The organism is Kitasatospora sp. NPDC087861, assembly GCF_044742585.1.
Taxonomy (GTDB): Bacteria; Actinomycetota; Actinomycetes; order Streptomycetales; family Streptomycetaceae; genus Kitasatospora.
This window is the reverse complement of record NZ_JBIUUS010000028.1, coordinates 1-13,588: the sequence shown is the minus strand read 5'-3', so window position 1 is coordinate 13,588 and position 13,588 is coordinate 1. Positions and strand designations below refer to the sequence as shown.

The 13,588-nt window shown below is 71.3% G+C and carries 11 protein-coding genes, 5 tRNA genes and 1 pseudogene; 5 read left to right on the top strand and 12 right to left on the bottom strand.

The window, feature by feature from the left end:
• Positions 1-81: 81 nt before the first annotated feature.
• The 4 genes from ACIOJE_RS30845 to leuC all read right to left on the bottom strand — a co-directional run bounded on the left by ACIOJE_RS30845 (position 82) and on the right by leuC (position 3,500).
• Positions 82-813: an HU family DNA-binding protein gene (locus ACIOJE_RS30845; RefSeq protein ID WP_280686256.1), complete on the bottom strand. Its 732-nt coding sequence runs from the start codon at positions 811-813 to the stop codon at positions 82-84.
• A gap of 133 nt (positions 814-946) precedes the next feature.
• Positions 947-1,294, bottom strand: a complete 348-nt coding sequence (locus ACIOJE_RS30840; protein ID WP_400780700.1) for a hypothetical protein — start codon at positions 1,292-1,294, stop codon at positions 947-949.
• Positions 1,295-1,476: 182 nt separating this feature from the next.
• Complete coding sequence (leuD, locus tag ACIOJE_RS30835) at positions 1,477-2,073, bottom strand: 3-isopropylmalate dehydratase small subunit (RefSeq protein WP_280686255.1); 597 nt, start codon at positions 2,071-2,073, stop codon at positions 1,477-1,479.
• A gap of 5 nt (positions 2,074-2,078) precedes the next feature.
• On the bottom strand, positions 2,079-3,500 hold the full coding sequence (gene leuC, locus ACIOJE_RS30830) for a 3-isopropylmalate dehydratase large subunit (RefSeq protein WP_400780697.1): 1,422 nt from the start codon (positions 3,498-3,500) through the stop codon (positions 2,079-2,081).
• Between the two features lie 232 nt (positions 3,501-3,732).
• Between leuC and ndgR the strand changes: the two genes are divergently transcribed.
• Positions 3,733-4,446, top strand: a complete 714-nt coding sequence (gene ndgR / locus ACIOJE_RS30825) for an IclR family transcriptional regulator NdgR (RefSeq protein WP_148642806.1) — start codon at positions 3,733-3,735, stop codon at positions 4,444-4,446.
• 126 nt (positions 4,447-4,572) lie between these two features.
• Here ndgR and ACIOJE_RS30820 read toward each other — a convergent pair.
• The 8 genes from ACIOJE_RS30820 to ACIOJE_RS30785 form a co-directional block, all read right to left on the bottom strand.
• Positions 4,573-4,647, bottom strand: a tRNA-Gln gene (locus tag ACIOJE_RS30820).
• A gap of 50 nt (positions 4,648-4,697) precedes the next feature.
• A tRNA-Glu gene (locus tag ACIOJE_RS30815) sits at positions 4,698-4,770 on the bottom strand.
• 26 nt (positions 4,771-4,796) lie between these two features.
• Positions 4,797-4,869: transfer RNA gene (locus ACIOJE_RS30810), tRNA-Glu, on the bottom strand.
• Positions 4,870-4,896: 27 nt separating this feature from the next.
• Positions 4,897-4,969 (bottom strand) — tRNA-Glu (locus tag ACIOJE_RS30805).
• A gap of 30 nt (positions 4,970-4,999) precedes the next feature.
• Positions 5,000-5,071, bottom strand: a tRNA-Gln gene (locus tag ACIOJE_RS30800).
• Positions 5,072-5,306: 235 nt separating this feature from the next.
• The gene (gltX, locus tag ACIOJE_RS30795) at positions 5,307-6,806 is read right to left on the bottom strand and encodes a glutamate--tRNA ligase (protein ID WP_400780695.1); all 1,500 of its coding nucleotides are present in this window, start codon (positions 6,804-6,806) and stop codon (positions 5,307-5,309) included.
• A complete protein-coding gene (locus ACIOJE_RS30790) occupies positions 6,799-7,599 on the bottom strand; it encodes a fumarylacetoacetate hydrolase family protein (protein ID WP_280686252.1) in 801 nt (266 codons plus the stop codon). Before ACIOJE_RS30790 ends, gltX begins: the two co-directional genes overlap by 8 nt.
• Before the next feature lie 243 nt (positions 7,600-7,842).
• Positions 7,843-8,064, bottom strand: coding sequence for a hypothetical protein (locus ACIOJE_RS30785; RefSeq protein ID WP_280686251.1), 222 nt, complete (start codon positions 8,062-8,064; stop codon positions 7,843-7,845).
• Between the two features lie 638 nt (positions 8,065-8,702).
• On the opposite strand from ACIOJE_RS30785, the gene ACIOJE_RS30780 reads away from it, so the two are divergent.
• From ACIOJE_RS30780 to ACIOJE_RS30765, 4 genes and pseudogenes are all read left to right on the top strand, one after another.
• The gene (locus ACIOJE_RS30780) at positions 8,703-12,440 is read left to right on the top strand and encodes a nitrate- and nitrite sensing domain-containing protein (RefSeq protein WP_400780692.1); all 3,738 of its coding nucleotides are present in this window, start codon (positions 8,703-8,705) and stop codon (positions 12,438-12,440) included.
• 10 nt (positions 12,441-12,450) lie between these two features.
• Entirely contained in the window at positions 12,451-12,864 is a 414-nt protein-coding gene (locus ACIOJE_RS30775) for a roadblock/LC7 domain-containing protein (RefSeq protein ID WP_097236138.1), read from the top strand.
• A 163-nt stretch (positions 12,865-13,027) separates the two neighbouring features.
• Complete coding sequence (locus tag ACIOJE_RS30770; RefSeq protein WP_400676724.1) at positions 13,028-13,453, top strand: DUF742 domain-containing protein; 426 nt, start codon at positions 13,028-13,030, stop codon at positions 13,451-13,453.
• A pseudogene (locus tag ACIOJE_RS30765) lies at positions 13,407-13,588 on the top strand (hypothetical protein); the annotation flags it as partial. The gene ACIOJE_RS30770 and the pseudogene ACIOJE_RS30765, both read left to right, overlap by 47 nt.

Here is a 13,588-nt window from a genome sequence, read left to right as displayed (position 1 = left end):
GCGGCGACCCGGTCTCCGCAATTCACGGAGGGGGGTGCCGCGGCTCTTTGCCGAAGGCCGTCCGAGGACCGCTGCGCGGGACTACTTGGCAGAGGTCTTGCGCGCGGTGGTCTTGCGGGTGGCGGTCTTCTTCGCCGGAGCCGTCTTCTTGGCCGTGGCGGTCGCCTTCTTGGCGGTCGCGGTGGTCTTCTTCGCGGCGGCGGTGGTGGTCGCCTTCTTGGCGGCGGCGGCCGTCTTCTTGGTCGCGGTCGCGGTGGTCTTCTTCGCGGCGGCGGTGGTGGTCGCCTTCTTGGCGGCGGCGGCCGTCTTGGTGGCGGTCGCCTTCTTCGCGGCGGTGGCCGTGGTCTTCTTGGCGGCAGCCGTGGTGGTCGCCTTCTTGGCGGCGGCCTTCTTGGCGGCCGGAGCGGCGGCGGCGGCCGTGGCGGCACGCTTGGTGGCGGCACGCTTGGCGGCCGGGGTGGCGGCGACGCCGCTCTTGCCCGGGGTGAGGGAGCCCTTGGGGGCCTTCTTCACCGAGGGGCCTTCCTTCGGCAGCTTCTTGCTGCCGCTGACCAGGTCCTTGAAGCCCTGGCCGGGACGGAAGCGGGGCACCGAGGTCTTCTTGACCTTGACCTTCTCGCCGGTCTGCGGGTTGCGGGCGAAGCGCGCGGAGCGCTCCACCTTCTCGAAGGTGCCGAAACCGGTGACCGAAACCCGGTCACCGGCCACAACGGCACGGACCATGGTGTCGAGCACTGCGTCGACGGCCTCTGCGGCAGCCTTGCGACCGCCCAGCTGCTCGGCCACCGCTTCGACAAGCTGAGCCTTGTTCACGTCTTCCCCTTCGGAAACGGGCGCCGGATGATTCCATCCGTTCTTTTCGCACGTTAGGTATGTATCTGCGGACTTTCAATTACCAAACGCGCGAATCACCCTAGTGTCGCAATGGATTTGCGCGTCGGCGACCTCAGTCGACGGGCGGGCGCCCCTCGTCGAGGTCATGTACAAAGCGACTCAACCGCCTTGCCGCCTCCGGAAGATCGCGCTTGGCGGTCTCGGTGACGATGAGGAGTTGACGGGAGAGAGCGGTCTTTGCATCGGCAGACACGTTCAGCGCATGCACGCGGGCGTGAGCTTGCTTCAACCGCTCGGCCACAAGCGCGTAGAGCGCTGCGACTTCCTGGTCGTCCGGCCCCTCAGCTGGTGCGGAGGTGACGTCCGGCCGATCGTCAATTCGGCGTTCGGCTCCCCGGCCCACGGACTCCGGAGCCGCGGGTTCGCCGCCCGCGTACGGAGGTTCATGGTGCCGGTGCATGTACTGATTGTGCCATCTACCCGCAGTTGTACTTGCGCGGGGCCCTCTCGGGCAAAGCCAAATGGGCAATCCGGGGTGGGCCGCGCCGCTAACTCGTGCTCCGGAACGCCGGATGGCCCGGCCCCCCCGAAGGGGAGCCGGGCCATCCGGCGGATCGTCAGAATGCTTGTTCTGAAGGGATCTCAGGCAACCGGCAGAGTACGGGGCTTGAAGGCCGGGCGGGTCGCTTCGAAGGCCGCGATGTCGGCCTCGTTCCGCAGTGTGATGCTGATGTCGTCCAGCCCGTTGAGCAGCCGCCACCGGACGTTGTCGTCCAGTTCGAAGGAGGCCGTGATGCCTTCGGCACGCACTTCGCGGGCCTCCAGGTCAACGGTGATCTCGACCGAAGGGTCACTCTCGGTGAGCGCCCAGAGCCGTTCCACGGTCTCCTGCGGCAGGACGACCGTCAGCAGTCCGTTCTTCAGGGAATTCCCACGGAAGATGTCGGCGAAGCGGGACGAGATGACCGCGTGGAAGCCGTAGTTCTGCAGCGCCCAGACGGCGTGCTCGCGCGAGGAGCCGGTGCCGAACTCGGGGCCGGCCACCAGGACCGTGGCGCCCTGCCGCTCGGGCCGGTTGAGGATGAACGACTCGTCCTTGCGCCAGGCCTCGAACAGCCCGCCCTCGAAACCGGAACGGGTGACCTTCTTGAGCCAGTGGGCCGGGATGATCTGGTCGGTGTCCACGTTCGAGCGCCGCAGCGGAACGGCCCGGCCGGTGTGGGTGGTGAACTTCTCCATGGTTCTCAGGCCTCCACAGCCACGGTGCTGGTCAGGTCGGACGGTGCGGCCAGACGGCCCAGGACGGCGGTCGCGGCGGCGACCTGCGGGGAGACCAGGTGGGTGCGGCCGCCCTTGCCCTGCCGGCCCTCGAAGTTGCGGTTCGAGGTGGAGGCGCAGCGCTCGCCGGGGGCGAGCTGGTCGGGGTTCATGCCCAGGCACATCGAGCAGCCCGCGTGGCGCCATTCGGCGCCCGCCGCGGTGAACACCTTGTCCAGACCCTCCTCCACGGCCTGCAGGGAGACCCGGACCGAGCCGGGGACGACCAGCATCCGCACGCCGTCAGCGATCCGGCGGCCCTCCACGACGGCGGCGGCGGCGCGCAGGTCCTCGATCCGGCCGTTGGTGCAGGAGCCGACGAAGACGGCGTCGACCTTGACCTCGCGCAGCGGGGTGCCGGCCTCCAGGCCCATGTAGGCGAGGGCGTTCTCGGCGGACGCGCGCTCCTGCGGGTCGGCGAAGGAGGCCGGGTCCGGCACGTTGGCGCCCAACGGGGCGCCCTGGCCGGGGTTGGTGCCCCAGGTGACGAACGGGGTCAGCTCGGCCGCGTCGATGAAGATCTCGTGGTCGAAGACCGCGTCCTCGTCGGTGCCCAGGGTCCGCCAGTACGCGACGGCGGCGTCCCAGTCCTCGCCCTGCGGGGCGTGCGGACGGTCCTTGAGGTAGGCGAAGGTGGTCTCGTCCGGGGCGATCATGCCCGCCCGGGCGCCGGCCTCGATGGACATGTTGCAGATGGTCATCCGGGCCTCCATGGACAGGCCACGGATCGCCGAACCGCGGTACTCCAGGACGTAGCCCTGGCCGCCGCCGGTGCCGATCTTGGTGATGACGGCGAGGATCAGGTCCTTGGCCGTGACGCCCTGCGGCAGTTCGCCCTCGACCGTGACGGCCATGGTCCGGAACGGCGCCAGCGGCAGCGTCTGGGTCGCCAGCACGTGCTCGACCTGGCTGGTGCCGATGCCGAACGCCAGTGCGCCGAAGGCGCCGTGGGTCGAGGTGTGGGAGTCGCCGCAGACCACGGTCATGCCGGGCTGGGTCAGGCCCAGCTGCGGGCCGACCACGTGCACGACGCCCTGCTCGACGTCGCCGAGCGAGTGGATCCGGACGCCGAACTCGGCGGCGTTGCGGCGCAGCGTCTCCAGCTGCACCTTGGACACCGGGTCGGCGATCGGCTTGTCGATGTCCAGGGTGGGCGTGTTGTGGTCCTCGGTGGCGATCGTCAGATCGGTGCGGCGCACCGGGCGCCCCGCCAACCGCAGCCCGTCGAAGGCCTGCGGGCTGGTCACCTCGTGGAGCAGGTGCAGGTCGATGAAGAGCAGATCGGGCTCTCCCTCCGCGCGCCGCACGACGTGGTCGTCCCAGACCTTCTCTGCGAGTGTCCGTCCCATCGGATTCCCTCCAGCCGGCCGCGTTGCCGGCCTTCTCGTGTCGTCGAGGTCGAAGCTTCCGCCGCCCTGTGCCGGGCACGTCCGCACGACCTGCACGCCGGATCGCTGTCCACGATGCGGACACTCTGTTGAGGTCCGATCCTGGATGTCTCCCGGGCTGCTGCTTCCAGAGTGGCGCTTTTCGCCGAAGATTGAACTTGCGTCTCGCGGAATGAGACTGCAGTCTTAGGGCATGGACAACTCTAGCGGCGTCGGCGTTCTCGACAAGGCCGCTCTGGTGCTCAGCGCACTGGAGTCGGGCCCCGCCACGTTGGCGGGGCTGGTCGCCGCCACCGGTCTGGCGCGCCCCACGGCCCACCGACTCGCCGTCGCACTCGAACACCACCGTCTCGTCACCAGGGACATGCAGGGGCGCTTCATCCTCGGCCCCCGGCTCTCCGAACTCTCCGCCGCGGCGGGCGAGGACCGGCTGCTCGCCACCGCGGGCCCGGTCCTGACCCACCTGCGCGACGTCACCGGCGAGAGCGCACAGCTCTACCGCCGTCAGGGCGAGATGCGGATCTGCGTCGCCGCCGCCGAGCGGCTCTCCGGTCTGCGGGACACCGTCCCGGTCGGCAGCACCCTGCCGATGAAGGCCGGCTCGGCCGCCCAGGTCCTGCTGGCCTGGGAGGAGCCCGAGCGGCTGCACCGCGGCCTCCAGGGCGCCCGCTTCACCGCCACCGCACTGAGTGGCGTCCGGCGGCGCGGCTGGGCCCAGTCGATCGGCGAGCGGGAGCCGGGCGTCGCGTCCGTCTCCGCGCCCGTGCGCGGCCCCTCCAACCGGGTGGTGGCCGCCGTCTCCGTCTCCGGCCCGATCGAGCGCCTGACCCGTCACCCGGGCCGGCTGCACGCCCAGGCCATCATCGAGGCCGCGAACCGGCTCACCGAGGCCCTGCGCCGCGGCTGATCGATCCCGCAGCACCGAGAGGGGCCCCGTCCGACCGGACGGGGCCCCTCGGGTATTTCCGGCCGGCCCGCGCCGATTCCACCGGGAAATGCAAAAAAGACCCCGGGAACCGGGGCCTTGAATTTCTGGCTGGGGTACCAGGACTCGAACCTAGACTAAGTGAACCAGAATCACTCGTGCTGCCAATTACACCATACCCCAACACAAAGCAAGGGCCGATGGGAGTCACCCACCGGCTTCCTGCTCTGAAGTACCCCCGACCGGATTCGAACCGGCGCTACTGCCGTGAGAGGGCAGCGTGCTAGGCCGCTACACAACGGGGGCTTACTGGCGATCCCTTGCGGGATCAGTACCCCCGACCGGATTCGAACCGGCGCTACTGCCGTGAGAGGGCAGCGTGCTAGGCCGCTACACAACGGGGGCTTTCCAGGTGATCCCTTGCGGGATCAGTACCCCCGACCGGATTCGAACCGGCGCTACTGCCGTGAGAGGGCAGCGTGCTAGGCCGCTACACAACGGGGGCTTGATCTGTTGTTGTACTGCTTGTACTGCGCTGGGGTACCAGGACTCGAACCTAGACTAAATGAACCAGAATCACTCGTGCTGCCAATTACACCATACCCCACCAGAGTTGAACCCCTGTCGGGATCCTCTCAGGCGTTGCGCCCCTCGTTCGGACCGGCGGGGGTTTCGCTCCCTCGCTCGTTCCCTCCCGGGCGGCGCAGAAAGAACATTACCCGACGTCTGCCCCGGCTCCAAAATCGATAACCCCAGGCAGCGGCCGGGCGGCCGTCCGGTGACGTCCGGGTACGCCGCGGGCCCGGCACGAGGCCGGGCCCGCGGCCTGCTCGGCGACCCGCTCAGGCGACCGGCAGGGCGTCCAGGGCGGAGTTCAGCCGGCGCAGCGTCTCGGGGCGCCCGAGCAGCTCCATCGACTCGAACAGCGGCGGCGAGACCCGGCGGCCGGTGACGGCCACCCGCAGCGGCGTGAACGCGAACTTGGGCTTGATGCCCAGCCCGTCCACCAGCGCCTCGCGCAGCGCGGCCTGGATCGGCTCCGGGCTGAAGTCCGCGAGCGCCTCCAGCGCCTTGATGCTGGCCTCCAGCACCGGGCGGGCGTCCGCGGTCAGGGCCTTGGCGGCGTCGTCCGGGTCGACGGTGAAGTCGGCCGGGTCGACGAACAGGAAGCCGGCCATGTTCACGATCTCGCTCAGCACGACCATCCGCTCCTGGGTGAGCGGCGCGATCTTGGCGAGCAGGTCCAGCTGCTCGGCGGTCGGCTCGGCCGGCAGCAGGCCGGGGGCCTGCAGGTACGGCACCAGGCGGCGGACGAAGTCCTCCGGGGCCAGCTTGCGGACGTGCTCGGCGTTGATCGCCTCGCACTTCTTCAGGTCGAAGCGGGCCGGGTTGGCGTTCACCTTGGCGATGTCGAAGGCGGCGACCATCTCGTCGATGCTGAAGAGGTCACGGTCGTCGGCGAGCGACCAGCCCAGCAGGGACAGGTAGTTGAGCAGGCCCTCGGGGATGAAGCCGCGCTCGCGGTACAGGTTGAGCGAGGCCTGCGGGTCGCGCTTGGAGAGCTTCTTGTTGCCCTCCCCCATCACGTACGGCAGGTGGCCGAAGCGCGGGGTGGTGCCGTCGCCGACGCCGATCTCGGCGAGCGCGGCGTACAGCGCGACCTGTCGCGGGGTGGAGGAGAGCAGGTCCTCGCCGCGCAGCACGTGGGTGATGCCCATCAGGGCGTCGTCCACCGGGTTGACCAGGGTGTACAGCGGGGCGCCGTTGGCCCGGACGATGCCGTAGTCGGGCACGTTCTCCGGCTCGAAGGTGAGCGTGCCGCGCACCAGGTCGTCGAAGCTGATGGTGCGGTCGGGCATCCGGAAGCGCAGGATCGGCTCGCGCTTCTCCAGCTTGTAGACGGCGACCTGCTCGTCCGTCAGCTCGCGGCAGTGGCCGTCGTAGCCGGAGGGCTTGCCGGCCGCGCGGGCGGCCTCGCGGCGGGCGTCCAGCTCCTCGGTGCTGCAGTAGCAGTGGTAGGCGTGGCCGGCCTCGTGCAGGCGGCGGGCGACGTCGGCGTAGATGTCCATCCGCTGGGACTGGCGGTACGGCTCGTGCGGGCCGCCGACCTCCGGGCCCTCGTCCCAGTCGAAGCCGAGCCAGCGCATGGCGTCGAGCAGCTGGCCGTACGACTCCTCGGAGTCGCGGGCCGAGTCGGTGTCCTCGATCCGGAAGACCAGCGTGCCGCCGTTGTGGCGGGCGTAGGCCCAGTTGAAGAGGGCCGTGCGGACCAGGCCCACGTGGGGGTTCCCGGTCGGGGACGGACAGAAGCGAACCCGGACGGCCGGGTCAGTGTTAGCCACGCTTGATCACCTTGTTGGTGAGAGTGCCGATGCCTTCGATGGAGACGGCGACCTCGTCGCCGACGTTGAGCGGGCCCACCCCTGCGGGCGTGCCGGTGAGGATGACGTCGCCGGGCAGCAACGTCATGGCCTCGGAGATGTGGACGACCAGCTCGGCGACCGAACGGACCAGCTGGGAGGTGCGGCCCGCCTGCCGGAGCTCGCCGTTGACCGTGCAGGTGACGGCGAGGTCGGCCGGGTCCAGGTCGGTCTCGATCCACGGGCCCAGCGGGCAGGAGGTGTCGAAGCCCTTGGCCCGGGCCCACTGGCCTTCCCGCTTCTGCACGTCCCGGGCGGTGACGTCGTTGGCGCAGGTGTAGCCGAGGATCACCTCGGGCACCCGGTCCAGCGGCACCTCGCGGCACATCCTGCCGATCACCACGGCGAGTTCGGCCTCGTGCTGGACGTCCGAGGAGAACGGCGGGTACGCGATGTTCTCGGTCGGGCCGATCACCGAGGTGGACGGCTTGAAGAAGGTGAGCGGGACGTCCGGGACGTCGTTGCCCAGCTCGGCCGCGTGCGCCGCGTAGTTGCGGCCGACCGCCACGATCTTGTTGGGGAGCATCGGGCTGAGCAGCCGGACGTCCTGGAACCGGTAACTCTCGCCGGTGGGCTGGGGCTGGCCGAACGGGTGGCCGGCCAGCGCGTGGACGACCAGCGAGTCGGGCTGGGACGGGTCGCCCTCGACCACGCCGAAGGAGACGCTGCCGGCGGCAGGGCTCCCCTCCCGGACGGAAAACCTGGCAATGCGCACGGCTGGGCTACCCCTCGCTTCGTCGACCGCCCGGGGCGCGCCCGGGCGCTGGTGGGCGCCCCGCCCACGGTGGGCGCGGCCCCGTCAATCGTCGTCCAGGCTATCGCGTGGGGCCCCGGCTGACCGCTTTGCCCCTGTTCAGCGCGGTTGGGCCGGACGCCGCGGACGGGGCCCGGGAACGCCGCAGGGCGCCGCGGCCGCCCTTGCTGCGCGGCCGTGGCGCCCTGTCGCAGCGCGGTCGGGTCAGTCCTGCGGGACGGCGGCCACCGGGGCGACCATCAGCTGGGTGCGGCGCGGGTTGGCGGTGCTGGCCGGCAGCTCGGTGGCGTAGGTGACGACGTCCTCGGACTTGCGGGCGCCCGGGATCGCGCTGAAGTCCGCGACCGAGGCCAGCGTCGTCCGGCGCGGGTTCGCCGTGGAGCGGCTGGGCAGCGTGGACTTGGTGGCCTTCTTCGCCTGGGACATCGAGAGCACCTCGTGGTCGCGGCCGGCGGATCGCGAACGGATCGGCACCGACCTGTGTGATTCCGAATGATTCGGAGGGGTTCTGGGCAGGCTGATCGGGGCCGTGCTCCGGAGACAGCCAGGTTACGAGATCTCATTCCACAGAGGCCGTGACCAAAGCTACACATTAGACTGTGATTTTGCTCACAAATTCACGAGAGAATCGCAGATATCCGACATATCGCCGCAACGGAATTTACCGGCATATCTCCGATAACGGGCATTCCGGAAGGTCTGTGACTCTTTTCGATCTCGGGTCGGGTTGGCATGTATCCGGCAAGTGTCCGAAAAAGGCGGTATTCCGGTCCGAATGCTGCACAGTCCGTGAGGTCGCGCACGCGGTCGGTAGCGCCGCCCGGCGTGTCCTGGCGGCCCTTGTTGGGATTCCCCGGCTGTGCTGGAATGCCACGGACCGTGGGTAGGGAGAAGTCCACCCCGGCGACCCGCTCACCCGGACCGGCCGGGTAGCGGAAGGAAACTCGACACCGTCCGGTCCGCGGCGACGCGGCGGGACGCCCGGTCCAGAGGTTGCGACGCCAGTGCAGGGACGTTTCAAAAGGGGTAGCGGCGCCGCGGGTAACCCGGAGTCGCCTGAGCCTGTGGCAGCCCCCCAGCAGGCGGCGGCCCTTGGAGGCCCGGCCGAGCCGGTGACGCCCGAGGGCCCCGGCCTCCCGGAGGACGACGGCCAGGAGCGCAAGTCCACCCGGGACAAGCTCCGGACGACCCTGACCAGGCGGCGGGCCACCGGTCTGAGCCGGCTCGCGATGCGCAACTGGCGCATCCGCACCCGTCTGATCGCCCTGCTCGCCCTCCCCGTCCTGGTCTCCCTGGTCCTCGGTGGCCTGCGGATCCAGACCTCGATGCAGGCCTCGCAGCAACTCGCCCAGATGGCCAACCTGTCCGACCTCGCCAAGAAGGCGACCAACCTCGCGGACGCCCTGCAGAAGGAACGGGACATCAGCGCGGGCCCGATCACCGCGCGCCCCAACGCCCCGCTCGACGACGACATCGTCACCGCCCGCAAGGACACCGACGACCTCAGCCGCACCTTCACCGCGTCCTCGGACAAGTTCGAGAACCTCGAACTCTCCGGCGGCAAGGCGCTGCTCTTCCAGATCCGCAAGGACCTGAACTCGATCTCGGACGCGCGCAACACGCCGTACCAGAACAACCAGAACATCCAGTCGACGATCACCGCCTACGACGTGATCATCCGCGACCTGCTGTCCATCAGCCAGGACATCGCGCTCGCCTCGAACAACAAGGACCTGGTCGTCGCGACCCGCGCGCTCCAGCAGTTCTCGCTGGCCAAGGACGCCACCTCGCAGCAGCGCGCCCTGATCAGCGCCGCACTCGCCAACCCCAAGGGCCCCGACCTCAGCGCGAGCGACGAGTCCTTCGGCATCCGCCTGCGCGCCTCCTACGACAACGCGCTCACCAGCTTCAACAACATCTACACCGCGCACGACCTGGACAACCTGCGCGGCCAGCTCAGCTACAACTCGGTGGTCGCCGACGCCGACCGCTACGCGCGCTCGATCCTCCAGCAGAGCGGCATCCACCAGACCGACCCGGTGACCTACAAGGACTGGTACGAGAAGGCCAGCGCCAAGATCACCGCCGAGCGCCGGATCGAGTCCAAGCTCATCGAGGACCTCGACGGCAAGGCCCAGGACCTGCAGTCCCAGACCGACACCGAGGCCATCATCATCGGTGCCGCCGTCGCCCTGGTGCTGCTCGTCGCCCTCGGTGGCGCCGGTCTGATCGCCCGCTCGATGGTGCGCTCGCTGACCCGCCTGCAGGCCGCGGCCGAGGACGTCGCCGAGCGCCGCCTGCCCGAGCTGGTCAAGACCCTCTCCGAGAGCGACCCGCACGACGTCGACACCACGGTCGAACCGGTGGCCGTCGACTCCACCGACGAGATCGGCCACGTGGCGCACGCCTTCGACATGGTGCACAGCGAGGCCGTCCGCCTCGCCGCCGAGCAGGCCCTCCTGCGCGGCAACATCAACGCGATGTTCACCAACCTCTCGCGCCGCAGCCAGGGCCTCATCCAGCGCCAGCTGTCGCTCATCTCCGAGCTGGAGAGCCGCGAGGCCGACCCGGACCAGCTGGCCAACCTCTTCAAGCTGGACCACCTCGCGACCCGTATGCGCCGCAACGGCGAAAACCTCCTGGTCCTCGCCGGTGAGGACCCGGGCCGCCGCTGGACCAGGCCCGTCCCGCTGGTCGACGTGCTCCGCGCCGCCGCCTCCGAGGTGGAGCAGTACGAGCGCATCGAGCTCGCCGCCGTGCCGTCGGCCGAGGTCGCCGGCCGCGTCGTCAACGACCTCGTCCACCTGCTCGCCGAGCTGCTGGAGAACGCCACCTCGTTCTCCAGCCCGCAGACCCGCGTCCGGGTCACCGGCCACGCGCTGCCGGACGGCCGCGTCCTGGTCGAGATCCACGACACCGGCATCGGCCTGAGCCCGGACGACCTCGCCGAGATCAACGAGCGCCTCGCCAACCCGCCGACGGTGGACGTCTCGGTCTCCCGCCGCATGGGCCTGTTCGTGGTCGGCCGCCTGTCCCTGCGACACGGCATCCGCATCCAGCTGCGCCCCAGCGACTCCGGCGGCACCACCGCACTCGTCATGCTCCCGGTGGACGTCACCAACTCCGCCGACCGCCGCGGCGCCGCCCGGACCGGTCCGGCGCAGGCCAAGCAGCAGCGCGGGGTCACCCCGACGCCGCGCCAGCAGCGCCAGGTGCCGCCCGGCCAGGGCGGCCCGGCCGCGCTCGGTCAGGGCCCGGCCGGCGGCGCCCCGCAGGGTGGCCGCCCGCAGCTCGGCCAGGGCGGCCCGGCCGCTCCGACCGGCCCCGGTGCCCCGACCGGCGCGGGTGCGCCGGCCGCGCCCGGCGGCCGGGCCGGCGGTCTGCCGACCCGCCAGGCCGGCCAGTCGCTGCGCGAGATACCGGCCCAGCCGGGCCAGCCGGGCCAGCAGGGTCCGACCCAGCCGAAGCAGCAGGGCCCGAAGCAGCAGGGCCGGCCGGGCCAGCCGGGCCAGCGGCCCCAGCCCCAGGGTCCGGGCCAGCCGGGCCAGCAGCCGCAGCAGTCCCCGCCGGGCGGCCTGCCGCAGCGCGGCGGCCCGAACCGGCCCGGCCCGGCCCAGGGCGGCCTCGGCGGCCTGCCCCGCCGTGGCCAGCAGCAGCCCGCTCCGGGCCGCCCCGGCCAGGAACGGCCGCGCCCGGGTGGCGAGTTCGACGGCGGTCCGGGCCCCCGGACCGGCGAGCAGCCGCAGCACGGTCGGCCGGGCCGACCGGGCGGACCGCAGCAGCAGGGTGCCCGCCCCGGCAACCGTCCGCAGGACGGCCTGCCGCAGCGTCGGCCGGCCCCGCAGGGCCAGGGCGGCCCCGGCCAGCCCGGTCCGCAGGGCCCTCAGGGTCCCCAGGGTCCCCAGGGCCCTCAGGGTCCCCAGGGTCCGCAGGGTCCGCGCCGCCCCCAGCGCCCCGGCCCGGACGCGCCGCAACGCGACCGTCAGCCGCAGCTGCCCCCGCAGCAGCAGGCCCAGCCGCTGCCGCCGGCCGAGTCGTCGCCGATGGAGAGCACCCAGCAGTTCGCCAGGCCGCGCTTCGAGGCCAGCCAGATCGACCCGCGTGACCCGCTGGGCCTCGGCCTGGTGGAGCCGGTGCTGCCGAGCGTGTCGAACCCGGCGCGCCCGGAGCCGGTCCGGCAGGAGCAGGCCCGCCCGGAGCCGGTGCGCCAGGAGCAGGCCCGTCCGGAGCCGATGGCCCTGCCGACCGGCCCGTCCGAGGGCGCGACCGGCCAGCCGTGGCACCCGCAGGAGGGCCGTCCGGCCGAGGCCGGCCAGCAGCAGGCGCGGCCGCGGCCGTACCAGCCGCGTCGACCCGGCACCTCCGCGCCGGACGCCCAGCCGTCGGAGCCACAGGCCCCGCAGGCCCAGGCCCCGCAGGCTCAGCAGCAGCCCGAGCAGCCGGGCCCCGGCGACGCCCCGTGGCGCCCGTCCGCGAACGACGAGCGCTGGCGCCGCGCCGAGCAGATCCGCGAGCCCTCCACCAGCGGTGTGACCATGTCCGGTCTCCCCCGGCGGACCCCGCAGGCCAACCTGGTCTCCGGCACCGCCGAGGCCTCGCCGCTGACCGGTCCGCAGGTCTCCCGGGCCCCCGAGGAGGTCCGCGGCCGGCTGACCAACCTGCGCCGCGGCATCCAGCAGGGCCGCCGGGCCGGGGCCGAACAGTCCAACCCGCCGGGCTTCCAGCATGGTGCCCAGCAGCCCGGATTCGATAGTTTCGGTGGCCGGACCGACGGCAACGGCGCAGATCACCAGGAGCGTTGAGTTGAATCAGATGAGCCAGGCCGCACAGAACCTGAACTGGCTGATCACCAATTTCGTGGACAACACCCCCGGGGTGTCCCACACCGTGGTGGTCTCCGCCGACGGCCTCCTGCTGTGCATGTCCGAGGGCTTCCCCCGCGACCGCGCCGACCAGCTCGCAGCCGTCGCCTCCGGCCTCACCTCCCTCACCTCCGGCGCCAGCCGGATCTTCGAGGGCGGCGAGGTCAACCAGACCGTCGTCGAGATGGAACGGGGCTTCCTCTTCCTCATGGCCATCAGCGACGGCTCCGCCCTCGCCGTACTCGCCTCCCCCGACTCCGACATCGGCCTCGTCGGCTACGAAATGGCCCTGCTCGTCGACCGCGCCGGCGCCGTCCTCACCCCCGCACTCCGCGCGGAACTCCAGGGCAGTCTCCTGCACTGACCTGGCTCCGAACGGGATTCATCCACCGTCCCACCCGCCGCCGGGTCCGACCCGACCGGTCCCGGCGTCTCACCCTCAGCTACCCTCAGGCAGCTGATCCCGCCTCAGCTGGCACCGCCCCAGCTGGAACCGGCTGCCCAAGGCTGCAGCACAAGGAGGACCCATGACCCCGCCCTCGACACCCGCCGGCTCGTACGGCAACGGGTACGGCAGCGGCTACGGCGGGCAGCAGTCCGACGGCTACGAGCAGCAGCCGCTGGTCCGCCCGTACGCGATGACCGGCGGCCGCACCCGGCCCAGGTACCAGCTCGCCATCGAGGCCCTGATCTCGACCACCGGCTCGGCCGAGCGGACCGGCGGCCTGCTGCCGGAGCACGCCCGGATCGTGAACCTCTGCCGTGAGGTCAAGTCCATCGCGGAGATCTCCGCACTGGCCGGCGTGCCGCTCGGTGTGGCCCGCATCCTCGTGGCCGACCTGGCCGAGGCCGGCCTCGTCGCCATCCACCAGCCCGCCGCCGCGGGCGAGTCGGGCGGAACGCCCGATGTCACGCTGCTCGAAAGGGTCCTCAGTGGACTTCGCAAGCTCTAACGGACCCGCCCGGGCCACGACGTCGGCGAAGATCGTCGTGGCGGGCGGCTTCGGTGTCGGCAAGACCACGCTCGTCGGCGCCGTCTCCGAGATCAACCCCCTGCGCACCGAAGCCGTCATGACCTCGGCCTCCGC